Below are 25,275 nucleotides of genomic sequence, written 5' to 3' on the forward strand. Positions count from 1 at the left end.
ATCGATTCCTATTTATGCTTGTGTCATTGACGATTCTACGCCAAATGCTGATAACAGCTGTGCTGTTTCATATAAAGGTAAGCCAACAACGGCAGAATAACTACCACGAATTTGTTTGACAAATTGTCCTGCAATTCCTTGAATACCATAGGCACCGGCTTTATCTTGTGGCTCGCCTGTTTGCCAATAGCGCTTTATTTCTTGTTCGGTGAGGATTTTAAAGTCTACTTCAGTACTGACCACAACCACATCAATACGTTCACCTTTTACAGCAGCAATCGCAGTAACTACCTGGTGAGTATGTCCCGACAGCATCTTAAGTATAGTAAGACAATCAGCAAGAGATTCAGGTTTGCCTAATATATGTTGACCAAAGACCACACTAGTATCAGAGCCAAGTACCACAACATCATCAGCATATTGCTTGGCAATGACTCGGGCTTTTGCTAATGCCAAGCGCGCGACATAGTGTTCAGGTTTTTCTGCTGCGAGTACAGTTTCATCAAGATCTGCAGGTGCACAGACAAAGTCGTAACCCATTTGTTGAAGTAGTTCTTGTCGGCGCGGTGATTGTGACGCCAAAATCAAAGTAGTAGACATGTTATGTTATTCTAAAGTTTCGTCTTATTTTACGTAAGAGTAAAAAAGCCCAGGGCCAGAGGATAATGGTGGTAAACACCGGATATAAGTAACTGGGTAAAAACACAGCGTCAGTTAAAAATCGTTGTAACCAAAAAACAATTAAGTGATATAACGCCGATAACACACCCATAATCAGTGCTTGCTGCCAAACAGAAAAGTTACGTATTTTCTGAAAATTCCCAGCAACAATATAAACGCTAATCGCCATAGCGCCAGCATGCACACCTAAAGTAGATCCCAGTAAAACATCGAGAATAAAGCCCATAACCCAAGCTGAAATAACATTAACGCGCGAGGGCAATGCTAAACACCAGTAAAGTAAAACAACCAATACCCAATCAGGGCGAAAAGCATCAACGCTCAAGGGTAGCGGCATAATACTGGCGAGTAGTGCAACTAAAAGCGTTAAAAACATAATTAAACGACTAACAATACTCATTTAATCTTGGCCTTTTCAGCGGGCAATGTTTTACTTTTATTTGGCCCTTGAAGATCATTCTGCTCTGGCCACAATAATAACACATAACGTAAACGATCTATTTTGGCTACTGGCTGGCTTTGAATTTGAGAAAAAGCCCGTGATTCATCTTGAATAACCGCGGAAACTTTTGCTACCGGATAGCCTTCTGGGAATTTACTGCCTAAGCCTGACGTCACTAATAAATCGCCCGTACGAATATCACTACTGTGAGGAACATAATTATGGGTTAAGCGATCAATAACACCGCCGCCAGTGGCGATTAATCTAAGCCCATTGCGGCTTATTCTCACTGGCACAGCGTGGGTAATATCAGTGATCAATAACACGCGGCTACTTGTCGTACCCACATGCAATATTTGGCCAACAATGCCTTCATCATCAATGACCGCTTGGCCTTCATAAACGCCGTCGTTAGCACCACGGTTGATCACCACTTGATGAGTATAAGGGTCACTGTCGACGCTAAGAATTTCTGCCACCATTTTTTTAGCATCACCGCGCAATGGTGAAGCAAGCAAGGCTCTGAGTCGATTATTTTCACGTTGAACAATATCTAATTGTAAAGCTTGCTCATGAAAGACTAACTCGTTGATTTTGTATTGTTGATTATCGGCAAGGAGTTGGCGACGAGTGATAATATTATCTGCCGCCCAATTCATCATTTGCTTTGGCGCGGTAGCCAAATACTGTAATGGGCTGACCAGTGATTGCAAAAAGCCTCGAGCAGGCTCAAAGCTATTCATTTTATGATCAAAAAATATTAATGTTGCAGAACAAAGCAGCACCAAAACAAGTCGGTGCACAGGAGATGGTCCATGCTTAAATATAGGGTTCATAAATTAAACTTGTATAAATGCTAATTTATTTACCACCATTGGCTTTAAATACCCAGCAAATGTACGAAGTTGACGCTAATCAATGAGTACATTTGATAAGGGTATTAAGCAAAATGGCGATAAATAATGAGTATGCTACTCGTAGGAGAATAAATCGCCACCGTGCATATCAATCATTTCAATGGCCTTACCACCACCACGAGCTACACAAGTTAGTGGGTCATCAGCAACCACAACCGGAATACCGGTTTCTTCCATCAGTAAGCGATCTATACCTCTTAACAAGGCGCCACCACCGGTTAAAATCATACCGCGCTCTGAAATATCTGAGGCTAGTTCAGGTGGTGATTGCTCTAATGCAACCATAATCGCACTAACAATACCGGTTAACGGTTCTTGTAGCGCTTCTAAAATTTCATTGCTGTTTAAAGTGAAACTACGTGGCACACCTTCTGCTAAATTACGCCCGCGCACTTCAATTTCAAGTACCTCGTCGCCAGGGTAGGCAGAGCCAATTTCATGTTTAATGCGCTCAGCGGTTGCTTCACCAATTAAACTACCGAAGTTACGACGTACATAGTTAATAATGGCATCGTCAAACTTATCACCGCCGATGCGGGCAGAAGAAGAATAAACCACACCGTTTAGAGAAATAATGCCGACTTCAGTGGTACCACCACCAATATCAACCACCATGGAACCGGTTGCTTCTGACACTGGCATACCTGCGCCAATTGCTGCCGCCATAGGCTCATCTATCAAATACACTTCACGCGCGCCAGCACCTAGTGCTGATTCACGAATAGCACGTCGTTCAACTTGTGTAGAGCCGCAAGGCACACAAACTAAAACGCGTGGGCTTGGTCGTAAAAAATTATTGCTGTGTACTTGTTTAATGAAGTACTGCAACATTTTTTCAGTCACAAAAAAGTTAGCAATAACGCCATCTTTCATCGGACGAATGGCTTCAATATTGCCGGGTGTGCGACCTAACATTTGTTTGGCTGCCGTACCCACGGCAGCCACACTTTTAGAGCCACCAGAGCGGTCTTGTCGAATGGCCACAACTGAAGGCTCATTCAAAACAATACCTTGGTCTTTTACATAAATAAGGGTATTTGCGGTTCCTAAGTCAATTGATAAATCGTTAGAAAACATGCCGCGTAATTTCTTAAACATATTGTCGAAATGTCCTTTAAACATAACCTAGGCAACAAATTGCCAGAATATTGTTGTACTTAATTTGCCCGCTACAGATTAGCTGACAAATGATATTTTTTACTGTTAGCACGCTATCATAGCGCAGACTATCGCGCTTGTGTTATTTCAATGACAAAATATGATGAAATATTGAGATTATTTAACTAAAAAAGATAATTCGATAAACATTATCCCCATCGCATTAAATAAATGCCTGATGTTAGCCAACCCTAATATTAATTGAAGACTTCGTGCCATGAGATAATTCGGTCATTACCACGATAAATCCCAAAGCTTAATGTCGCACTTGGGTTGTCATCGTAAAAATTCCCATCATTATTCGCGTCTAAGGTATCCCAGTTAAATGCTAACCAACTTGGCACTTTATATTCCCATTCGAGCGCCCCTTGTTCTCCGGGCTTCAAGAAAAAAAATTGGTTTTGAATGCCATGATCAAAATCACCTGACACGCTAGCTTGGGTGTCACTTACTTGTATTTTATCACTATCAATATCGATTAAACGATAATCCCAAAGCTTCATATTGCCTGAATATTTAGCCCCAGACTTTTTATCACCAATAAGCGGCATTAAACAACGCTCATCGCTATGCGTGTTAAAGCTTGCACCATCATAGACTTCAATACCTAACTGCGCTCGTAATTTGGCATTCTCTGAGCCGTAACTGTTTTGTAATACCATACGAGCAAAGCGAATTTTAACTCCCTCGGTAACAAAGGGCTCGGCGGCTGATTCTGCCACTTTATTGGTCGGGAGACTTATGGCTAGTTTTATGCCATCTGTATCATTAACTTGCTCAGTAACAAAGGGGATTTTTGCGGTAAAAGGCGCTAATAAACTGCTACCATCATGGCGATAACTGAAATGGTCATTGGGCGAAAAAGTATAAAGTAATTCACCTGCATTATCAGAACTGGTCGTTAAGTTACCTGTGTGCATAACGGCACTAATAGCAACGGGATCATCGCCAGTACTGTCAACAACTTGTTGAATTTTATCATGTGTGGGTAACCTAATATCAACACTACTGGCCAACAACTTCATAAAACCTTCAGGCTGGCCCAAGGTATAATTTTGGGTGATGGCGTTATTAGCATTGAATGCGGTAATGGTTATTTTTGGTTGAAGACTATAAGCAATAGCGCCTTTATCATCTGTGCTGCGTTGTCCGGTATAAGCCCAGTCAGAAAAGCTACAAACCCCTGTTTCATCAGGGTAAGGGTAAGCATCAAAATCACCTTTATGTTCTTCCCTAACAGTTTGCTTAAAATAAGCTGGCGTAAAACGCCCAACCTCTATACCTGTCGCTTCAACCCGGCCATTTTTATTACCTAAACCACCATAATTAATATCTTGCACATAACTTTTAATGATCCCAACTTCATCATATTGAGCACCATTAAAGTCCGATTGACCTTTTACGCCATCATTAAAACTGGTGAGCGTTACATCTTGAGGTTCAGAGGTTGCGGTGATCGGCAACTCACCTGCTGCGTAGGTAAAACTGCCATCAATTGCACCGTTTTTCGAAGGCGCTACTCGTGAGACTTGTAGCTGTAACCTCCCATCTGCTTGACGATAGTTTTGCGTTAAATCGCCCGCAAGATTCAATGCGCTAACAGTAAACTTGAAGTTTTCACCTGCTTTGTGTTTTATTGAACTAGCGGCACTATTACCCACTAAAGCGCCTTTAGAATTTTTTGCTGCTAATGCAAAGTGATGGGGTTTCACCCAAAAATTATTAGAGCTACCCACAATCGTAATGCTGGGATTAAAAAATTTAGCATGCAAACGAATTTCACCTGCATCAAAATAATTTGCGCTTGGTATAATAGCCATACTGTCAGCACCAAAATTTAGTATCACATTATCGGTAAATTGTGGATGTTTTGCGATAGTAACACCCTTGGTTTGAAATGCTAAACCGGCGTTAAAAGCCAAGTTAGGGGTAATATTTTGTTGAGCAAGGCTTACCTTTACATCACCACTGAAAAGTCCTTCACAAACACCATTTTCACTTTTAACCGCGTGTAACTTTACCGTTTCACCAAACTCTTTACCTGCCGTTTGCGCGCTAATAATTTCACTATTGCTATCACCATAAAGAAACCTAAAGCCAGTATCAGAAAAAGTCATATCACAACCGGTATCAACGCCTGAACACTCAACAGCATTGCTAGTATCAATCGATAATACAATCGTCTCAGCGGTAACATGGTTAAATTTAAAGCTGCTGCTACCCGTAAATTCTAGTGAAGCTTTTTTCTCCTTGTTGCCTTCTGGTGTGGTAATAGTAAAGTCTACATTGACCGATTCAGTACTTTCAGTTGTACAGTCGCTATTGGTACAAGCTTTTATGGTAATTGGCTCAGCCGCACAAGTTAAACCATTGCCATCATGAACAATTTCATAATGATCAATAGCCGGCTCTGCACAAGCATGCTTTTGATTATAAACCTGCTTAATTTCTGTCGCTGTCAGCGCACCTTTAAATACATGAACTTCGTCAATCTTGCCAGTAAACTTAAAACGACTACCACCTTCTGCTGATGAATTTGTTTCACCGCCTATACTAGCAAGTCCGCTGTCAGTGCCCCAAGTACCGTTATAAGTACTACTGGTGTTACCATCATTAAGCGTTTGCGCCTCCCCATTTATATATATTTGCCGTGTTCTTGTTGTAGTAGCGCTATTGTGTACGGCCGCCACAAAAGTCCATGTATTGGCCGCGATAGAGGCAGTAGTATCAACACTGACCGGATTAACTCCACGCGAAAAAAAACGTAATTGGCCATTGCCAGCATCACCTAAACTAAAACCAAAGCCTTGTTGGTTATTTTCATCATCAATAAATATTCTTGAGCCACTGTTGACATTTTCTGGGTTAATCCAAGCCGTTATTGTAAAACTGTTTTTTAGATCTTCAAATGAACTCGGCAGTTCAATATAATCATCAATACCGTCAAATGCGCCATAACCACAAGTACCTGGGTTGCCCGTTAATGCTGGTGATTCCTTGCCGGTATTTGCACCGTTAACCGCTTGTGCACTAAAGTTACCGGTTTCATCTATCACTGCATCATCGACATAGCCTGTTTCGTCAAATTTATAGTGTGCAATGGTGCTAGCGCTTTCTATTGGGGTTACTTGTTCGTTGTCTTTATAAACAGTATCTTCAAAGGCACTTGCCAAAAATGAAAAAAAACAAACAAACAAAGAAATAAAATACTTCATGCATTTAATCCGTTAAATATCCAAAGCAGCTGTCCTTAAAGCTGAACTAAACTTGTGCTTTGAAAATTAAATTTTGACCAATAATTGAATCGGGTGAGACTTTTGTCTCATCTATCGAAAAGAACCACAAATACAAAAGGCTATACCTGCGAGATTCAAATAAAACCAATCAATTAGCTACTTGATAACAATATATTAACAATAACGAGAAAAGGGAGGGGTTTTTTATCATTTTTGTAACAATAAGGCAAGGGCTGCTGTTTTCACTTTATCTGTCTGATATCAGCCTATTCCTTTAAGTCACTTGTTTGGCATCGCGTTTCTTGCCAGTGACAGCCTTGTCATTGGGATTATTTTCACCTTCAATCGGGCTGTCGCTACTTGCTTTTAAATGGACGGGGTTGGTAAGATTTTTATCAAGCTATTGTTAAATAGGTTTGCGCCATATAAACCCTAGAAGTGCTGCGGCTTAAATCAATAAGAAGCTAGGCTCAGGCACTTTTTTGTGGCTGCTCGAACATAGAAGGTCTCGTAATAGTTAACAACAGACACCTCTAACGACTTAATACCAGATCGACTGTTAACGTTGTAAGTATCTATGTAAGTAAAGTGAGGGTGAGTAAAATCAGCATTCCAGTAAGCTGCTGATTAAATTACTCTGCCATTGTGGTGAAAATCAGCCAAAGACAAAAAGCTACAAAGAGCTACAAAGAGCAATCAGATTTACAATAATATGGCTATTAAAATAACCATAGCGTAAAAACAGCTAACAGGTATGTGGGAGGATAAACAATAATTTCAATCCAGCTAAGGCCTAATGATAAAGCCGTCGACTCATGGCTTGTCTTAATATTCTATTTTTAAAAACGCAGCTATTGCCAAGTAAGCAACAGGTTGAATGGCTTTAACGGTTGGGTTTGTCACTGAAAAAATTTATTCTGAGACAACATAGGTGGTAAGATATTAGTAGGAAATTTTAAGCCCGACTTGACCCTCTTCGATGTTAATAGATTTAGCTAAGTCGTTATTTTGACTATGATTGAAGCTAAAATATTGATGGGATATTTAACCCAGTCAAGCTTATGCTTAGCGTTTAAAATGGCGGCAACGGCTATCTTAGGCAGTAGGGTCAAAAGCGAGTTAAGTGTTACGCTTTTGACTAAGTATCTAGTGTTTCCTCTTCATAATTTGCTTAGCTTCAATCCTGTCTTTAGCGATTAATCTCGCAGCTACAGAGAGTTTGATACAGAAAGTTTGATACAGAAAGTTTGATACAGAAAGTTTGATACAAAATCAAAGCAGGCTATGTGCTTCCACCGCTATTTTTCTTGAGGTTTCTTCGTTGTTAATATCACAGGTGCCAGTGGCAGTGATTGTGTAATAACGAATACCAGTACCAGCGTGTACAAAGTCATCGCAGCTAACGCTAACTTTACACTGTGCTAAGCCCAGCGTATTGTCAAAAATAAGGGGGGAATTGTTAATATCAGCCTTACAAGCAATGGCAGGGCCGTTTAACGGAAATACTTCAGCCAACTGCCACTGTAAGCCACTCTGTGCTGCAGTATAAGCCCGTGTTCCTAATACTTCATAGGCGACACTTTCTTGGCTCGACTCTAACATTTTCACTAAAGCGGCGCCGAGTACTGACAAGACAATAATCACAAAAATAGCGATAACTAATGCGCTACCCGCTTGTTGATTGGGGTATCGGAGATTTCCTAATTTGCGAGGCAATTTAACAGGCAATTTGCGAGGCGATTTTGTGAGTATCAACAATTGTTTATGGAACATTCGGCACCTGTATCTCATTATTAAAGACAATCTCTTCTAGGTTACGAGCAAACTTCAACCTGATGAGTGCTAAGCCATTTCGTTGTAACGTCGCTGCACTGGTTTTAAAGGGAAGAACAGTGCCAGACGATGAATAATTATCGACATATTCTGCCATTAACACTTTCTCAGTAGTTTTGGTGATAAGTGGCCTAAGTGGCCTGCCATCGCTATCGTAATCGTAATTGCCAAAACCATAAGCTTGGTAACGATAAATAGCTTGACCTTCAACACAATAACTTACCGGTGAGCCAATAAAATACAAACGTTCGGTTGGTGATTCCTCATTAAAACTAATCTCGCTATCAAATCTTATTGTTGATACAACTTGCCTATCGCCGGAATAATCTTCTGGTAAAAATGGTAAAAATTTTTCAATAACACCGGATTTTTTGTTATATATATCATCACTATTTAACGCATAAACAGCCACATATTGTGATGATAAAGCACCTGCCAACATAAGCACCTCAACACTATCACTTGCAGGTTCAGGTGCCACAGGAATATCAAGATAAATCACGCTTTTATCGATTGGCACAAACTCTAAGCATGGATTATTATCGCCGCCGATAGTACGAATGCTATTAGGTAATGCGTTTCTAACTTCACGATTAAGCCGTTCCACCACGAATCTCGCGGTAGAGATTAAGGCATCTCTGTCTGCAGCATCGGTATAACTTTGCGTGCCAAAGCGGAGAAATGAGCTAATACCGGTCGCCAACACACCTAATATAACAATCACGGTGACTAGCTCAATTAAAGTAAAGCCCTGCTGATTTTTAGCTTGATACTTAGGATGATTTTTCAGGTTATTTTTAGATCCAGACATTAAAAATTCGCCCGATAGACCGCAAAAACAAAATCGAAATCTTGCGGTGTGGTTACGGTTACTGTAATAAGCTTAGCGGTAGAGTTGTCATCGACAGCTTCATCGTATTCGCCATCGTAAGTACTGTCGTTAATCACCTTAACGTTAATTTGATAACCAACATAGATATCGTTTAGAGAGTCATCACCTCCCAACGAGCTTTCCATTATTGATAAATTATTATAATCATCAACATCATCAAATCGCTCTCTTGCCCCTGACTCTTCATCAGCTAGCGTTGAAGAACATGCTGTTGCACCACTTTCACCACAGCGATAAATACCGCCCGACTTATCAGAATTTTCATCAAAGGCTTTCGCAATAATTTCATTGATCATCGACTGGCCAAGTTCTGCGGCTTTAATTTGATGTACTTGCTTAGCACTTTGATTAGCTAACGGGTAAATTAAGGTGGTAAATATCGAAAAGGCAATTGATAACACCACAATACCGACAATGATTTCAATTAGGGTGAAACCTTGCTGTGATGCTTTGGTGGGCAACATCGATGTTGGGGATAGCTTTTGCTTAAAGCGCATGAATATAACCTTCTGACTCTATTTGTACACTGATATTTTGCTCACCGTTAATGGTGATTTTACAAGGAGCATTACAGGAGGAGGATGGTCGGCCCATACTGTCAAATGAAAAGCTATTGTCAGTTATGTTTTCCCCAGAAAAGATGACATCGTCTTGGTCAGCTATCTTCACTTTTGTAGTACTATCTTGCCATGTACTGTTAAAACTTAGCTCGTCAACACAGTTATCAGGCGTGCCTAACTTTTTATCGGTTAGCAAGACAGTGTGGCATCGGTTCTCGTTTTCTGGGTCTGGTGCGGCTTGAGTTTGTTGCATGGCCTTGAGTTGAATCAAGCGTAATTTCGCTATCACATCGGTACGATAGCCGTATGCTGAGAAGCCCTTAGCGGTAAAAAATTTAGGGGCTACTGTGACTGAGAGAATGCCCAAAATAATGATCACGATAATCAGTTCAATCAAAGTGAAGCCCTGATTTACGCTTTTATTTTTCAGACTGTTCAAATTATTCACATTTATCCCACCAGCAATAACGATACCAAAGGCACTAAATACACGCGTTTAATATAAAAGAGGGTTTACTGCCTGCACTAGCTGGCTTAACATAATAAACCATACAAGGGTCGGTTAAGCTCGTTGGCGGCGTAACGTCACTAGCGATAACATCTCCCAATTCATCATAGTTGAAATCGGCGACATCAAGACTAAGCAATCGTTGCCAGTCGACTTTATTGGCTAACGGATAACCAAAAGTAATAGCTAGCTCACCACCCTCTTCGATATTAACATGACTATTCAACTCCTTTTGATTGCCTTTAACTAACGACTTACTATAGACCTTAGCCGCAGCACCCTGCATTGTCGCTTTAACGCCCTGCAATGTCGCCGTTCGTGCATCTGCGTTTAAATTAATAAATTTAGGCGCGGCGATGGCGGCCAAAATGCCAAGAATAACAATGACGACAATCAGCTCGATTAAGGTAAAGCCTTTGAAATTCATATTAATTACCTTTACTACTTTTATTAAATAAATCAAGATATTACTATAAGTAGCGCAAGCTGTTATTAGCTGACAGTACTAACGCCATTAAAGCTTAAGCGATAAATATATGGCTATTAATCAGCTTAATCTAATTAGTGTTAAAAATACATAACCATATTTATTTCAAAGCACGTTGAAAGTTAACATTAATTAGCGTATTCAGCTTTAATATTCCAGGCTTTATCATTAAATTCAGGTAAAAAAAAGGAGAGCTTAGCTCTCCTTTTAATAAATCTATGAATTTAACATCCAGAAATAGTCGTAGTTAATACTGGTGGCGTTTCTGAATTTTCCGCGTCTGTATAAGTTAATATGCAATCTGCAGGAGTTGGTGCGCCAGTATGAGTAAATACTCCAGCTGCAAACGTAATCTCAGTACCCGCTTCTAGTTCAACAAGGCTATCTATACCTAAACCTTCAGTTGTGGCACCGGTGCCTAATGCTGTCTTTGCAGGAAAACCATTAACTAATGCGTAAAATTTAGTACCAATTTCAATCTCACCGGTGCCGCTCGTTTGACCAGCAACCAAAGCTTTAGCGTGTGCTAAATTTACCGCACTGTTGATACTGCCTTGCACACCTTTCATGACAGATGTTCGCGCATCACCGGTTAAGTCGATAAACTTGGGCGCCGCTGTTGCCGCTAAAATACCTAAAATAACAATAACCACCACTAATTCAATTAGGGTAAAACCTTTTTGCTTGCTAAAACTATTATTTGTTAACTGCTTCATAACATAAACCTTTATTGTTAATAATTAATTTTAATTAATTATATAGTGTTAATTAATTATCGTTAATTAATTATTGTTGATATAAACAACCACTGAACTATCAGCTGGTTGGTAAGTAAAACTGTTACCTATGCTAGTGGAAGCACCGGGATCAGCAAAGTCATTATTGGCATCTTTATTTAAGGTTTCTTTCAAATAAAAATGGCATAAGGTTGTTGCTCCCGAACCCGACTTATCAGCTAGGTAATCTAGGGTGTTGTCACTGTTTAATGTGGCAATGGTGTCAGTTAAACGCGGTGGCTGTTGAAAAATACTTTGCCATATATCCACGCAGTTTGCCTTGGTAAAGTTACCGTCTAATGCGGCGCCATTATTTTGACCCGCAACTGAAGACACCACATAACCAGGACGAATATCATCTGTTTCTGTAGTCAATATTAAATCTGTGCCGTCATAATCCACCATATTTTGGCTGGTGGCATTTTTTGGACGACCTTCAGCCTCCCATTGAGCACGCACCAATGAAACAGCGGTGGCGAAACCGCCGGCCATGCCTTCAATATTGGCTTGCTTAGCTTGATCAGTTAAGTCGAGGAACTTAGGAATTGCGGTAACCGCCAAAAAGCCTAAGATCACCACCACAATAACTAATTCTATAAGGGTAAAACCTGACTGCTTATTCATAACCACCTCTTGACGTTTTCTTGAAGTTCTTCAATGCGTTATTAACATTTTCGCCATCATAATATCGACTTGATTATCTTAACGATTGTAAGCTTATTTTAACAACTAAATGTCAAGAATGTAACTTACTTCTTCAGATTATGTTCTAAATACTTATTAAAGCCTACACAACTAGCTATTTAACAGGTGCTTATTATGTATTTATAAGCATTTAATGTGCCAATTTAATTTCGCTAACTTTGCCGTTATGGCGCTGATAAGTGAAATACTCACCACTGGGTAAACTATATTGGCAATATGGCAGCACTTGCTTTTGCTGCTCAACCAAAACAGCACTAATAGGATCCCTCATATACAACAAAGGTGCTTCCATCACATAGTGCCAAATTATTTGACACAACAAAGCTTGATCATGGGTATCGACCCAACCCCATTTATTCACTGGCACTTGCATCAAAAGACCGCCATCAGGTTGAATTTGGTTACTGGCAAGGCGAACAAAACGCGGTTTTAAATCCATAAACCATTGACCACGAATACCATTGACTCGCGCGGAGAAAACTTGCGCTATTGATGAAAATCCGGCTTGGCTTATTTGCCCTTGCTGTTTAAAAAAGTAAAAAATAAAACTCGCCATTAATGACCCGACGAGCACCACCACCACTAAAATTTCGGTTAATGACTTTTCACTTTTATTTGCCACTTGTAATGATGTCATGATCTTTGCCTCCTAATAACAAATAAACTTACTTGCCTTGAAAGGCTGACATCATATTCCACATTGGGCTAAATATACCTAAGGCTAGTACTAACACCATGGCGGCAACTATGGCGATGAGAATAGGTTCAATACGTGCGGTTAAGGTACTTAGCTCGTAATCTACCTCGCGCTCGTAGTAATCACCCACTTCAGCTAATAACTCATCAACTCGGCCTGTTTCCTCACCAACAGCAATCATTTGCAGTACCAACGGGGTAAATAAGCCACTGGTTGCCGATGAACGTAACAAACTTTCGCCACTTTCAATACTGCTGCGCATCGCCAAAATCTTATCGCGCATATAAGTATTGTCAACTGCGTCAGCCACTAAGGTTAATCCGGTGGTCATGGGTACACCCGCACGTAATATAATAGAAAAACTGTGGGCAAAGCGTGACAAAATTGAGCGTTCAATAACGCTGCCAACAATCGGCAATTTTAATTTGCGTTTATCCCAGACATACATGCCATCCGGTGTGGCTAAATAACGTTTCAGTGAAAAAATGCCTGCAATACTGGCTATTAGCATATGTGGCCAATAATTAAGAAAAAAGCTTGAGCTACCAATGAGCATTTTTGTTGCCCAAGGTAAATCAGCGCCGAGTTTAGCGAACATATTGGCAAACGTGGGGATAACGAAAATATTTAAAATAACTAACGCAGCTACTAAGGCAATTAACACAAAGCTGGGATAACGTAAGGCGGTTTTAATACGTTTTCGAGTTTCTTGCTCGCGCTCAAAATAGCCGGCAAGCTTTAAAAAGGCTTCATCGAGATTACCGGTATTTTCGCCAACATGGATTAATGAGACAAATAAAGGATTAAATATTTTTGGGTGTTTGTGCAAGCTAGTTGACAGGGGAAAGCCGCCTTCTAATTGTGCTGAAATATCAAGTAACGCTGACTTTAACTTTACTGAGGTACTCGATTCAGCCATACCTTTAATGGCTCTTAAAATAGGGACACCTGATCTGACCAAGGCATACATTTGTCGACAAAAAACAATCACGTCATCAAGGGTAACTTGATTAAGCCCTAATAAATCCTCGATATCAATATCTTTACCAGCAACCGCTGTATTAGCCTGTTTTGCTGTTTCTATTGATATGGGAATAATACGTTTGCGAGACAATTGCTCTGCCGCCAGAGCAGAGTTTGCCGCTTCAATAACACCTTTGACTTGGCTACCGTTAGCATCTCGGCCAATATAATTAAATGCGGGCATAATATTATGACTTATCCTGTGACATCAACGGTTTCTACTAAACGCAATACTTCTTCAACACTGGTGACACCCAGTTTAGCGTAGTCGAATGCGGCTAATGCTAAAGGCCTAAACCCTGGATGTTGTTTAGCGGCTTGGGTGAAAGCTTCGGTGTCATCACGCTTTAAAGCCGCCATCATGGGCTCATTCATTTCTAATAACTCAAAAACACCAATACGGCCTTTATATCCTGTGTATTGGCAAGTTTGACAACCTCGACCATGGCTAAACTTAAGGGCATTAATATCTTCGTCAACCAGATGAGACAGCCACATAATTTCTTGTTGTTCGGGTTGATAAGCTTGACGGCAACTTTCACACACTTTACGTACTAAGCGCTGAGCGATAATAGCTCGCAGCGAACTGCCGACTAAAAATCCTGCCGCCCCCATATCTAAAAGACGTAAAGCACTGGTGATGGCATCGTTGGTATGTAGTGTTGATAACACTAAGTGACCGGTTAATGCGCCTCGTAATCCAATTTCTACGGTTTCTTGATCGCGCATCTCACCCACCATGAGAATGTCAGGATCTTGTCGTAAGGCGGTACGTAATACACTGGAAAAGGTCAGGTTAATTTTACTATTAATTTGTACCTGATTAACCCGCGGTAAGCGATATTCTACCGGGTCTTCTGCTGTGATAATTTTTTTACTGGCTTTATTAAGTTCACTTAATGCCGCATACAAGGTGGTGGTTTTACCACTACCGGTTGGGCCAGTAACCAACACCATGCCGTGTGGTCGTGAAATTTGATGACGAATACGTTTAACAAAGTCTTCTGGCATACCGGTTTCATCAAGCGACAGTAAGCCCGCTGACTGATCAAGTAAACGCATAACAACAGACTCACCATATTGCACTGGCATAGTTGACATACGCACATCGATATTATGGCCATTAATTTTTAAATTGAAACGGCCATCTTGTGGTAAACGCTTTTCTGAAATGTCTAAGCCGGCCATGAGTTTTAAGCGTAAAACCATCGCAGAGGCAATTTTATTTTCTTTTAAGATATTTTCTTGCAGCACGCCATCAATACGCTGGCGAATGCGCAGAGCGTTTTCATCTGGTTCAATATGAATATCAGAGGCGCGCATTTGCACTGCATCTTCAAACACTGACTGCAATAACTTGCCAACGGTTGCATCACCGCCTTCTTCGAGGAAATTGTTTGACATATCAAAGTTACTACTTTGATCATATTCCTCCTCTAATTGACTCGCGAACGACTCTATGTCTGCGGTGCGTCGATACAAGCCGTCAAAGGCATTGAAGAGTTGTGACTCCATCACCACAGACAGCTTTAAACGCTTTGGTGCTAACATTTGCTCTAGTTGATCAAGGGCACTTAAATCAGCCGGATCGCTCATGCCAATTAGCACAGAGTCACCTTGGTCTTCAATAACAATGGCACGTAGACGCCGTGCGTGCACCTCAGGTAACAATATGGCCACTTCAGCTGGAATTCTACGTTGGCTTATATCTAAAAAAGGCACATCGAGTTGTTGGGCAAAAAACTCGAGTAGTTGTCGTTCGTTAATATGGCCTAGCTCAATTAAAGCACCACCCAGTTTTCGGCCACTGGTTTTTTGGCTGCTTAACGCCTCCATCAGTTGCTCATTACTGATAATGTTTTCGTAAACAAGTAAATCGCCCAAACGCATTTTTAATTTAGGTGCTGCCATATTATTCTCCTAACTCTATCAGGCGTTCTCGAGCAAATTTCATCGCACTGCTAGATAAATTATTGCGTGCTATTGCTTGCTTATAAGCGTCTCTTGCGGGCACAAAATTGCCCAGACTATCCAATGAGACGGCAACGCCTAACCACCATCGACCTACATCAGGCTCTAATGTTATTAATTTTCGGTAAGCGGTAATGGCACTGTTATGCTCATTCAGTTCTGCCGAGGTGTTAGCTAATAGTGTTTGTATCTCGGCACTATTACTGGCTTTTATTGGCCGTAATATATTGTATGCTTCCCGTGCCTGACCTTGTTCGTAGTAAATGCGAGCACTCATTAAACGCATTTCTTGTGCTTGTGGTGCTAGTGCAATACCTTGCGATAAGAGGTTAATCGCATCTCGATAAGCTTTTTTGCCGTACCATAAAGCCGCTAACTGTTTACGTGCGGTTTCATGCTCAGGCATAACGAGCAGCACTTCTTCAAATAACGCTTCAGCTTTAGCTAGATTATTGCGTTCCATGGCTTGCTCAGCTTCAGAAATTTTATTAGCTGCCAAGGCTTGTGGTGATAATTGTGTGCGAGAAATAGTTAAACTTGACTTAGCTTGCAGCGTTGCATTAACCGGTTCAGGTTCAATACTATTATCGGCGGTTTGAAGCGGCGAGGGCTTTACAGGCACGACATTTTTTTCTGTCATTTTCGTGGCTATGCTGATGGCTTTATTTTCAACTTTTTGCTGGAGATTACTCGCCAAGGCACGGTTATCTTTAGGGCTTGGGCTGGGCAATTTTGATGCAACCATAGCCGTTGGCGCTTTTGCTTCTGCTAGCTGTGTAGCCGATATTTTATGCTTTTTGGTTGCGGCTAAATTTTGTTCTGTCGCCAGCCTCATGGTTTCTTGCTGTACTTGCATTCTTAATTGCTGGTTTTCACTGTAAAGTTGCCAGCCAAATATGCCCGCCACATTCAACATAATAATCGCAGTAACTATGACGAGAATCAGCTTACTATTTGAGTTTTTTGTTGGCCCAGAAACAGCTAGATTAGCCGCACTTTGCTGCTCGTTTTGACGCTTATCTAAATCTTTTAACATTTGGTTAATGACACTCATAACAAGGTCCCCAAAATATCCCACGAAAAGTATAAACCAGCCAAAACGGTCACAATTAATAAGCTAATGAGATAATATTTTCCTGGTGTGTTGTCTTGCATACCTTCAGTATCTTCTATCGCTCGGCTTAAATGTTTATTGGTGAGTTGATAACGACCTTCGCCATAAGCAAGCATCAGCATTTTATGGCAAATAATGTTAACCAGCCTTGGAATACCACCACTGACCTTAGCCACTTTTTTTGCCAAAGCCCGACTAAATAAAGGGGCGCCGTTATGGCCCGCCACTTGTAATCGATGTTGAATATAATGTTCGACCTCAAATGTATTCAGCGGGCGCAATTGATAAGAAAATGTAATACGTTGTTTTAATTGCCGAAAGGCCTTTTCAGCCAACCTTTCATCTAACTCTGGCTGAGCAAATAAAACCACTTGTAATAATTTGCGGGTTTCGGTTTCAATATTGGTAAATAAGCGCAATGCCTCAAGACTCTCACCAGGTAGCGCTTGCGCTTCATCGAGGATCAGTACCACTGAATTACCTTGACTGTTTAGCTCTAATAGTCGTTGCTGAATACGTTGAGTTAACAGCTGCACCGACATACTTTGTGCCTGTTGAATACCTAACTCAACCGCTACCGCACGGCGTAACTCATCAGGCTCTAAATAGGGATTGGGAATATAAGCAGTAACAAAATTATCCGGTATTTCATTTAACAATTTGCGGCATATTAAGGTTTTACCTGTACCCACTTCACCCACTACTTTAATAAAACCTTCACCGGTTTTTAGCGCGGTAAACAGCACAGCTAGTGCCTCGTTGTGAGACTCTAAACCTAAATAAAAATTGGTATTTGGGGTCAGGGTAAAGGGTAATTCCCTTAAGCCAAAATGATTAAAATACATAGGGTTATAACTTAATTACTAGCTGCGTCTGCATCTTCAGGGAACCACTGTTTTAATAAAGCTCGTGCATCTTGTAATTGATTCTTCCAAGTGTCTTGGCCAATAACAATCGGTTTAAGTAAAATAACCAACTCTTTCTTTTGCACCGATTCACTTTTGCTCTTAAATAATGCGCCGACAATGGGAATATCACCAAAGAAAGGTGTTTTAGACTCCAAGTCAACTTTACGGGTTTCAATCAGACCACCAATGACAACAATTTCACCTGATTTAGCGCGAATAATGGTATCGGATTCACGCACACTGCTTTGTGCCAAAGGCAAGATAATATCTTGATCACTTAAACGGATAGTTTTTGTTTGCTCATCCGTGATGGTGACCGATGGATGAACATGAAGAATAACTTCACCATCAGCATCAATTTGCGGCGTTACATCAAGAGCAATACCTGAAAAGAATGGCGTTAAATCAATTTCAGGAGTGGTTGTGGTTGAAGTCCCTGTGGTGGTGGTGGTGGAGACATCAGTAACAAAATACTCGTCTTCACCGACTTTGATGATGGCTTTTTGATTGTTAGTGGCGGTAATTCTCGGGCTAGAAAGTACCTGAACATTACCTTGTGTTGATAGTAATTCAATCACGCCACTAAAGTCTTTATTGAGGAAGCTTAAGTTTGTTACGCCACCAATGGCCGAGGTAATAGCATTACCTGCGATATTGCCCGTTGTTGAAAAATCAATGTTAGTGCTTTCAATGTGCCCTAGCACTTGATCCCACTTTACGCCTTGTTGGTAGTCGTCGTTTAAGGTAACTTCCATTATTTTCGCTTCAATAATTACCTGACGGCGTAAATGCTCTTCGGTACTTTCAATAAAGCGTTTAACTGCGGTTATCTCAGCAGGCATGGCTTTAATGGTAATCAGGCCGGCTTGGGGCGATACAATCACAGAGCGACCATTTTCACTGCCAACCAATGCGCTTAATGTTACTTTTAATTCAGACCAAAAATCAGATTCATTTTCAGTATAAATATTTACACCACTACTCGTACTACCGCTTTGATTACTGCTATTACTACCGTTATTGCCACTATTGCTACCGCTGTTGCCGCTATTACCGTTATTACTACTGCCCCCACTTGAATTACCACTACTGGAATCATTACCAGAAACGCCACCCGAGTTGACGCTAGTACTAGAGATACCGCTGCGTTTAACATACAAGTAGTCTAATGGAATAGTTTCAGTACGAATACCTGCCGGATACACTTGAATAACGCGGCCTTCACGGCGAATATCATAGCCATAGAGTGACTCAATCACGTCAAGAGTTTCATCTAAGGTAACATTTTTTAAATTTAGGGTGATGGTGCCAGTAACGTCAGGATGAACCGCAATACTGTAAGGTGAATCATCAACAATAGCGGCTAAAAACTGCTCAGCGGCAACGCCACTGGCGGCAATTTCTAGACGTTTTTCTGCTAATAAGCCATGACGGGCTTGTTGAATTTCTTTTTGCATAAGCTCTTGACGAACAGAGTTGGGTAAAGCTTGCAGGGGTTTAGGCGCTGCCGGCTGATTGGCTTGAGCGATCGCTTTGTCTAATGCTTGTGTTACATCAGTTGGCGGTTTGGGCGCTGACTGACAACCCACCAATACCAGTATTGCTGAACAACATAACAATTTCATTGGCTGCTTTTTATTTTTATATGCTTTTTTCATTGTGAGTTCGCTATAACACTGGAAAATATTGATAATTCCATTCTACCTTGTGGTGAATCTAATACCACCCCATTGGCATTGATTGCAATCAATGCAAAGCCTTTATATTTATCACCAACATTAAGTACTTGACCGTTAATAATCGCTTTTTTGTTGTTGTTACTTTTGATAACTGACTGCAAAACTAACCTTGTGCTCTTTTCACTACTATTCGTTGATACTGAGGCTACTGCACCAAAAGGCTTAGTGGGATCAACCTGTTGACTATTTGCGTATTGAGGCAAAAATAGCAGTAATGCAACGAGTATAATTTTATACACCAATAAACTCCTGTGCTGTACTTAAGCTATAAATTTCAATTTCTAGCTCACTTACTGGATACTCTTTCAGTTGATAGTCAAATTCTTGCCAAAAAAATGTCCAAGATAAACTTTCTAATTGGGTTAAATAATCTTTTAACTGAAAATATTGCCCTTGCAGCTTAATGTTAATGCCATGACGATATAACTGTAATTGCTGGGTCTGTGCCTTGATGTCACCGACGGTCGCGGTTGCTATTTTATCAGTTGAAGAGTTAGTTTTGCTTTGTGTTACCGCACTGGCAGGAAGCACTTTAAATGAAAGTAATTTCACGCCTTTTTGTAACTTTAATAGTTTGATCAAGGCATAACGCATTTGAATAGGATCAATTAAATCAGAGGTTAACGTGAGCAACCCCTCGTCAATACCACCAAGTTTAGCTTGATATTGTACTAACTGTTTTCGCAAAGCAACATCAGGGTCTTCATTTAATGCTTGCTCTAATACTTGGATCGAATCCTGATTGTTTTTATTGCTTTGCTCAGTTTGTACTACTTGTTTATTAAGCTGTTCAACACGCTGAATTGCTGCCTCCAAAAACAAACTATACAAGATGAAAATTATTGCCACTAAACCGCTAGCAATAATTAAATATTGCTCACGTGGTGTGGTATTGCTGAATTTCTCACTGTAAGCCAACCACTGTGCCATTGTGCTACTCTCCTTTACTTTGTGCAGAGCTAACCACAAACTCAGTTAATTTTTGTTCATTTTCCGTTAAAGAAAAATTAATAAATCGCTGACCTGACAGAAAAGTTGATGATTCAAAGCCAGACAACCAATTAGGTACGGCGTCAGGGGTACGTGCAAGGCCTGAAAACGTCATATTACCATGACCAATATTAACTTTTTGTAAGCTAATATCATTATCGTGCAACGCTGCTAGTTCTTCCATCGCCTTAGAGAAACCGGCACTATAGGTTTTTGTTGGATCGGTTAATTGTTGGTGTAAATGCTGTTTATTTGCAATGACTAGCTTAATGGTATTGAGTTGCGCGAGTAACTCAGTGTCTTGACGATTATTGCTAATGGCCGATTCTAAATTTTTTAACTGTAATTTTTGCTGACTATTGACAGATTTTGCGGTTGCAAATTCTGTAGTTAAGTGACCCACTTGCAGTTGAACGATAAAAATCAACCCGAGCATAACAACTAGAGTCGTTCCCCATAGTGCCACAACACGGTTCAGTGTCCATAACGCTTTCACTGTTTGCAGTTCAGCCTGCAATAAATTTATTGAATGTTTAGCCACCTTGATTTGGCTCCATAAAATTTAACTGTGTTGCGCCGATAGCGACGGCGCTGCCTCGAAGGCTCTCTAATGTCTCTGGCATAGCAAACAATTTAACCTCTACATTGGTGTTTTCCGCCAACTTACGGGCTAAAAATGCTTCTTGTTCCAAAGGTAGCAAAATTTCAATAGTTTTGATGGGCGCTTGTTTTAATTGGCGCTCAAAATAATCGGTAGAACGCTGAATCTCTAAACTCAGAGAGTCGATAATACCCATAGTTAATTCATCTTCACTTTTATTAGCAATGTGTGCAAAACCACGCAAGCGTCGACTGAAAAATAGTTGGCCGTTTTTAACAATTAAAAGGTTTATTTCTTCATTAGGCTGCTGGCAAACAAACAATACGGCATCTTGTTGCATCGGCAGTAAGCTTGCAAAGGCAAACTCTTCAGTGGTTATGCTATTTATGTTGAGTTGTGCATCGTTGAATATGGAGACTAGCTCCATCAGATCATTTTTAGCGACGCAAACCACATTAATTTTTTCATGCCCCCCGGCCAACGTTGGGCCATCGAAGTAATCCAACATCATATTTTCAGGTGCTATGCTAACCAAGTCTTTTATTTGCCATTTCAAAGCAGCCTTTATTTCGGCCGCTGGCACATTAGGCTTATCTACTTGTACAATTTGCGAATGAGCGTGTGCCAACACTAAGTTACATTGTCCTGACAAGGGTTCAACACTTACCAAAGCCTTTAGTGCTTTTGCAATTGCATCGCCTTTATTTTCAAAAACTTTACCTTTACTTTCATCAGTCTTTCTAACGAAATAACTAATCGATTGCTGTCGCAAAGCTACACCAATCAAGTCAGTGGATTTTACTTTTGAGAAAGCATTTTTTATACGTGTAATAATTGACATTAAGCGATATTATTATTTTTTTTAGCTTTGATCATAAAACTATTATCGCTGATTCTATTCTCGGTGCAAGTGTTTTTCATTACTTCATCCCTTAAACTACAAAATAAGATAAAAAATAAGATGCAAAATTTATGCCTATTTTATCAGCTTTACAACCTATTACCCATCCAATTTTTACTCAGCATAAAATAACCGTACAGGTTAAGCGTGATGATCACATTCATCAAATTATTTCTGGTAATAAATGGCGAAAACTTAAATACAACTTACGCTACGCAAAATCTATTGGAGCTCAAGGTGTTATAACTTTTGGCGGTTGTTTTTCAAATCATATTCATGCTTGTGCGTTCGCTTGCCAACAGCAGCAATTGCCTGTTATTGGCATTATTCGTGGCGAAGAGCACAATCAAGACAATTATACACTAGCCTGGGCTAAGCATTGGGGCATGCAGTTGTCTTTTGTTGATCGAAAAACCTATCGACTGCGCTCTGAAGACAGTTACTTACAAGAGTTGCAGCAGCAATACCCTAACCACTTTATTATCCCTGAAGGTGGTAGTAATGCGCTCGCGTTAACGGGTGTTGCTGAAGTGATGAATGAACTAAAACTACAAAGTGAATTTGATACTATGATAACCCCAGTTGGCAGTGGTGGTACGCTGGCAGGGCTTATTATTGGCGACCAATCACAACATAATCTATTAGGCATCGCGGTACTAAAACAACAAGGTTATCTTGAAGATGAAGTAAAGGCGCTATTACCGCCCAGCGATAACGATCAGCAAAACTGGCGAATAGCGCATCAATTTCATCGGGGTGGTTACGCTAAGTTTAGTGCGCAAGATGCAGAAGAAATACGTCATTTTAGTGACATAGTCGGTATTGATTTTGAGCCAGTTTATTCAGGAAAGATGATTTTAGCACTATTGGAACTTATCAAATCTGGTTATTTCCCCGCGTATCATCGTATTGTGCTGCTGCATACAGGTGGCTTGCAAGGCCTCGCTGGTATGTTTGAACGAGGTTTGCTTAATCCAGCGCAATGGCCTGCGCTGCCTGTGCCACCGGTTCAGTAAAAAAGTGACCTTGACCGCCTTTTATACCCAGTTGCAGTAAAGCACGCCATTCAGCTTGTTTTTCAACCCCTAAGGCGTAAACCGAAATGTTTTTTGCTGCGGTTAGGGTTCTCAAACTTTGAATAAATACTTGGTTTTCTATTTTTTTATCTATGTCGATTACAATACTACGGTGTAATTTCATCGCATAGATAGGATAGATATTAATATAGTGGGCACTGACAACATATTGACCCACTTTGTCAGCGATTATTTTCACCCCTGCAGTGCTTAACACGGCTATCGTGGGTTGTAATTTTGACAAGTGATTTACTAACTGATATTCGCTGATTTCAATCATTAACCTGTCTTTGACTTCAGGGAAGCTGCACAATATTGAGAGAAACTTCTCCGCAAACCCAGGTGATAACAGCGAGTCTATTGAAACATTAATACTACACTTATTTTGTTGTGCTTTTTTGGCCGTTAACGTACGACAAACTTGTACAAGAATGAGTAAATCTATTTGCACCATAAGTCCACATTTTTGTGCCATGGGAAAGAAAACACGGGCACTGATCAAAGCGCCATTTTTATCTTTAACTTTTGATAGCACTTCATGATGCAAAACTTTAGTACTATCACTGGCAATAACAGGCTGAAAAAAGATGACAAATCCATTGCCGTTTATCGCTGCATTGAGCAAGGTGCGCCATTTTAATGACCCTTTCGCTTTGACTACAGTCAACTCACCTGCTTCAAACATAAACCATTGAGAGGGCCCTTGTAACTGCGCCGCACGTAACGCCATATCGGCTTCTGACATTATTTGATAGGGTACTTGCTCAGCACCAAAATAACTGATGCCGATGTGAACAAACTCTTCTTGATTGATCCCGACCGGCATCACTACAGTTTCTAATTTTTTCAATAATAGATCCGCGAATTTCTCAACATCCTGAATGAAAACATTGGGTAATAACACCGATAACTCATCATCGCTGTGCCGCGCAAGAAAATAGCCAGGCTGGTCTTGTAATCTTTGCTTAGTGACTTGAATAAGGCTTAATAAAAGCGACATGGCTTGCTGATAACCGTATAAGTTTTGTACCAAGTCTATTTCTTTAAATTGGATCAAAAGCACAGCCCCTTGGGCATCTTCCTCTTTAAGCAAGGCTTGTAATCTATTATCGAAAAATGCTCGGTTACCAATACGGGTTTCTTGATCCAGTAAAGCGCTAGCTCGAATACTTTTATCCCAAGCAATATCATTAGCGGCATTGTCATTTATTTGTTGCTGTAATTGACGAATGGCCAAGGTAATAGCTTCCATCTCTTGTGATGAGTTATCAATAGCAAGTGCATTAGCCGAGCCCTGCATTAGAGTGAGACTGGCCCAACGTTCCAATTGTTGTAAAGGTTTAAGCTTGATGACTAACTCTCGCTGTAGTTTTTTTTGCAGTAGCCAGCCCATGACAAATAATACCAGGGTGAAAAAAAGGTGTAATGGCGAGGTAAAGACTACATAAATGGGCTGTTGAAAACTTAGATACCAGCGGCTGTTAGTAATAGCCAACTGACGAGAACTGCTTTCTTTTTTTAGCGTTAATCGAGCAAAATTTCTGTGCAATAAAGCTGTTTTACTGGCAAGATCTTCTAATTGCTGGTTATTGAGCGCTAATGTTTCTAGGCTATGGTGTTGGCTATTCTGCGCTTGGTAAACCGCTAGCACCGAAAAAATACAAACCATTAAATAAAATACTGCCATGATCATAAACAGAGGTTTTATCTGCAGTTGTTCTATTAGTTTAGCCTTTGCCAACATGAGCACTCCATTGCTAAATAAATCTTTTTTTAAGAGCCATTTAATATCAGTTTGATTAATTAAGTGATCTACTTTTATGTAAAAATGAATAAATACCTGAGATAAAATTTAATCCGTAGTTTTGCTACTGATAAATTTTATAACAGCGTATTTTTTCATGTTAATCCTTAAAATGAACAGGTAATTAATCAACTTGGTATAACAAGGTTCTATTTATACTTTTTAGTATATCAAGCTAATTGAATTAATTGTAGACCATAAAAAAATCAATATTTTTTTAATTTTTGTTGATGATTTTTCTTTAAATGCTTTGTTT

24 protein-coding genes are annotated in these 25,275 nt (G+C 40.2%); 1 reads left to right on the forward strand and 23 read right to left on the reverse strand.

Going from position 1 to position 25,275, the window contains the following annotated elements; translation table 11 throughout:
• Positions 1 to 12: 12 nt before the first annotated feature.
• The 22 genes from H4J65_RS16750 to H4J65_RS16855 all read right to left on the reverse strand — a co-directional run bounded on the left by H4J65_RS16750 (position 13) and on the right by H4J65_RS16855 (position 22,079).
• Complete coding sequence (locus H4J65_RS16750; RefSeq protein WP_182136635.1) at positions 13 to 600, reverse strand: nucleoside triphosphate pyrophosphatase; 588 nt, start codon at positions 598 to 600, stop codon at positions 13 to 15.
• A 1-nt stretch (position 601) separates the two neighbouring features.
• Entirely contained in the window at positions 602 to 1,081 is a 480-nt protein-coding gene (gene mreD, locus H4J65_RS16755; protein ID WP_182136636.1) for a rod shape-determining protein MreD, read from the reverse strand.
• On the reverse strand, positions 1,078 to 1,959 hold the full coding sequence (gene mreC, locus H4J65_RS16760; protein WP_182198876.1) for a rod shape-determining protein MreC: 882 nt from the start codon (positions 1,957 to 1,959) through the stop codon (positions 1,078 to 1,080). The genes mreD and mreC overlap by 4 nt, the downstream gene beginning before the upstream one ends.
• Before the next feature lie 135 nt (positions 1,960 to 2,094).
• The gene (locus tag H4J65_RS16765) at positions 2,095 to 3,138 is read right to left on the reverse strand and encodes a rod shape-determining protein (RefSeq protein ID WP_146879278.1); all 1,044 of its coding nucleotides are present in this window, start codon (positions 3,136 to 3,138) and stop codon (positions 2,095 to 2,097) included.
• 257 nt (positions 3,139 to 3,395) lie between these two features.
• Complete coding sequence (locus tag H4J65_RS16770; RefSeq protein ID WP_182198877.1) at positions 3,396 to 6,413, reverse strand: LamG domain-containing protein; 3,018 nt, start codon at positions 6,411 to 6,413, stop codon at positions 3,396 to 3,398.
• Positions 6,414 to 7,706: 1,293 nt separating this feature from the next.
• Positions 7,707 to 8,207, reverse strand: a complete 501-nt coding sequence (locus H4J65_RS16775) for a pilus assembly PilX N-terminal domain-containing protein (protein ID WP_182198878.1) — start codon at positions 8,205 to 8,207, stop codon at positions 7,707 to 7,709.
• Positions 8,197 to 9,078: a PilW family protein gene (locus H4J65_RS16780; RefSeq protein WP_182198879.1), complete on the reverse strand. Its 882-nt coding sequence runs from the start codon at positions 9,076 to 9,078 to the stop codon at positions 8,197 to 8,199. Before H4J65_RS16780 ends, H4J65_RS16775 begins: the two co-directional genes overlap by 11 nt.
• Positions 9,078 to 9,656 (reverse strand): prepilin-type N-terminal cleavage/methylation domain-containing protein, encoded by a 579-nt coding sequence (locus H4J65_RS16785; protein ID WP_259367641.1) that lies wholly within the window; start codon positions 9,654 to 9,656, stop codon positions 9,078 to 9,080. Before H4J65_RS16785 ends, H4J65_RS16780 begins: the two co-directional genes overlap by 1 nt.
• Positions 9,646 to 10,167, reverse strand: coding sequence for a prepilin-type N-terminal cleavage/methylation domain-containing protein (locus H4J65_RS16790; RefSeq protein WP_182198880.1), 522 nt, complete (start codon positions 10,165 to 10,167; stop codon positions 9,646 to 9,648). Before H4J65_RS16790 ends, H4J65_RS16785 begins: the two co-directional genes overlap by 11 nt.
• Before the next feature lie 34 nt (positions 10,168 to 10,201).
• A complete protein-coding gene (locus H4J65_RS18215) occupies positions 10,202 to 10,654 on the reverse strand; it encodes a prepilin-type N-terminal cleavage/methylation domain-containing protein (RefSeq protein ID WP_182198881.1) in 453 nt (150 codons plus the stop codon).
• Between the two features lie 284 nt (positions 10,655 to 10,938).
• Complete coding sequence (locus H4J65_RS18220) at positions 10,939 to 11,430, reverse strand: prepilin-type N-terminal cleavage/methylation domain-containing protein (RefSeq protein ID WP_182198882.1); 492 nt, start codon at positions 11,428 to 11,430, stop codon at positions 10,939 to 10,941.
• Between the two features lie 66 nt (positions 11,431 to 11,496).
• Positions 11,497 to 12,114 carry a prepilin-type N-terminal cleavage/methylation domain-containing protein gene (locus tag H4J65_RS18225; protein WP_182198883.1) on the reverse strand — a complete coding sequence of 206 codons (618 nt, stop codon included), beginning with the start codon at positions 12,112 to 12,114 and terminating at the stop codon, positions 11,497 to 11,499.
• A 211-nt stretch (positions 12,115 to 12,325) separates the two neighbouring features.
• Positions 12,326 to 12,832 (reverse strand): hypothetical protein, encoded by a 507-nt coding sequence (locus H4J65_RS16810; RefSeq protein WP_182198884.1) that lies wholly within the window; start codon positions 12,830 to 12,832, stop codon positions 12,326 to 12,328.
• A 28-nt stretch (positions 12,833 to 12,860) separates the two neighbouring features.
• On the reverse strand, positions 12,861 to 14,099 hold the full coding sequence (locus H4J65_RS16815; protein WP_182198885.1) for a type II secretion system F family protein: 1,239 nt from the start codon (positions 14,097 to 14,099) through the stop codon (positions 12,861 to 12,863).
• 11 nt (positions 14,100 to 14,110) lie between these two features.
• Positions 14,111 to 15,826, reverse strand: coding sequence for a GspE/PulE family protein (locus H4J65_RS16820; protein ID WP_182198886.1), 1,716 nt, complete (start codon positions 15,824 to 15,826; stop codon positions 14,111 to 14,113).
• Position 15,827: 1 nt separating this feature from the next.
• Positions 15,828 to 16,940: a lipopolysaccharide assembly protein LapB gene (locus H4J65_RS16825; RefSeq protein WP_182198887.1), complete on the reverse strand. Its 1,113-nt coding sequence runs from the start codon at positions 16,938 to 16,940 to the stop codon at positions 15,828 to 15,830.
• Complete coding sequence (locus H4J65_RS16830; protein WP_182183882.1) at positions 16,937 to 17,845, reverse strand: ExeA family protein; 909 nt, start codon at positions 17,843 to 17,845, stop codon at positions 16,937 to 16,939. Before H4J65_RS16830 ends, H4J65_RS16825 begins: the two co-directional genes overlap by 4 nt.
• Positions 17,846 to 17,856: 11 nt before the next feature.
• Positions 17,857 to 19,566 carry a pilus (MSHA type) biogenesis protein MshL gene (gene mshL, locus H4J65_RS16835; RefSeq protein WP_259363084.1) on the reverse strand — a complete coding sequence of 570 codons (1,710 nt, stop codon included), beginning with the start codon at positions 19,564 to 19,566 and terminating at the stop codon, positions 17,857 to 17,859.
• Positions 19,563 to 19,886 (reverse strand): hypothetical protein, encoded by a 324-nt coding sequence (locus H4J65_RS16840; RefSeq protein ID WP_182136650.1) that lies wholly within the window; start codon positions 19,884 to 19,886, stop codon positions 19,563 to 19,565. The genes mshL and H4J65_RS16840 overlap by 4 nt, the downstream gene beginning before the upstream one ends.
• Positions 19,879 to 20,577, reverse strand: a complete 699-nt coding sequence (gspM, locus tag H4J65_RS16845; RefSeq protein ID WP_182198888.1) for a type II secretion system protein GspM — start codon at positions 20,575 to 20,577, stop codon at positions 19,879 to 19,881. The genes H4J65_RS16840 and gspM overlap by 8 nt, the downstream gene beginning before the upstream one ends.
• Before the next feature lie 4 nt (positions 20,578 to 20,581).
• Positions 20,582 to 21,178: a PilN domain-containing protein gene (locus tag H4J65_RS16850; RefSeq protein ID WP_182198889.1), complete on the reverse strand. Its 597-nt coding sequence runs from the start codon at positions 21,176 to 21,178 to the stop codon at positions 20,582 to 20,584.
• The gene (locus H4J65_RS16855; RefSeq protein ID WP_182198890.1) at positions 21,171 to 22,079 is read right to left on the reverse strand and encodes an MSHA biogenesis protein MshI; all 909 of its coding nucleotides are present in this window, start codon (positions 22,077 to 22,079) and stop codon (positions 21,171 to 21,173) included. The genes H4J65_RS16850 and H4J65_RS16855 overlap by 8 nt, the downstream gene beginning before the upstream one ends.
• A gap of 131 nt (positions 22,080 to 22,210) precedes the next feature.
• On the opposite strand from H4J65_RS16855, the gene H4J65_RS16860 reads away from it, so the two are divergent.
• Positions 22,211 to 23,155, forward strand: a complete 945-nt coding sequence (locus H4J65_RS16860) for a 1-aminocyclopropane-1-carboxylate deaminase/D-cysteine desulfhydrase (protein WP_182198891.1) — start codon at positions 22,211 to 22,213, stop codon at positions 23,153 to 23,155.
• Here the strand turns inward: H4J65_RS16860 and H4J65_RS16865 are convergent.
• Positions 23,109 to 24,959 carry an EAL domain-containing protein gene (locus tag H4J65_RS16865; protein ID WP_182198892.1) on the reverse strand — a complete coding sequence of 617 codons (1,851 nt, stop codon included), beginning with the start codon at positions 24,957 to 24,959 and terminating at the stop codon, positions 23,109 to 23,111. The genes H4J65_RS16860 and H4J65_RS16865 overlap by 47 nt on opposite strands.
• Between the last annotated feature and the right edge of the window lie 316 nt (positions 24,960 to 25,275).

Source organism: Colwellia sp. MB02u-9 (assembly GCF_014077085.1).
In the GTDB taxonomy this organism is placed as follows: domain Bacteria; phylum Pseudomonadota; class Gammaproteobacteria; order Enterobacterales; family Alteromonadaceae; genus Cognaticolwellia.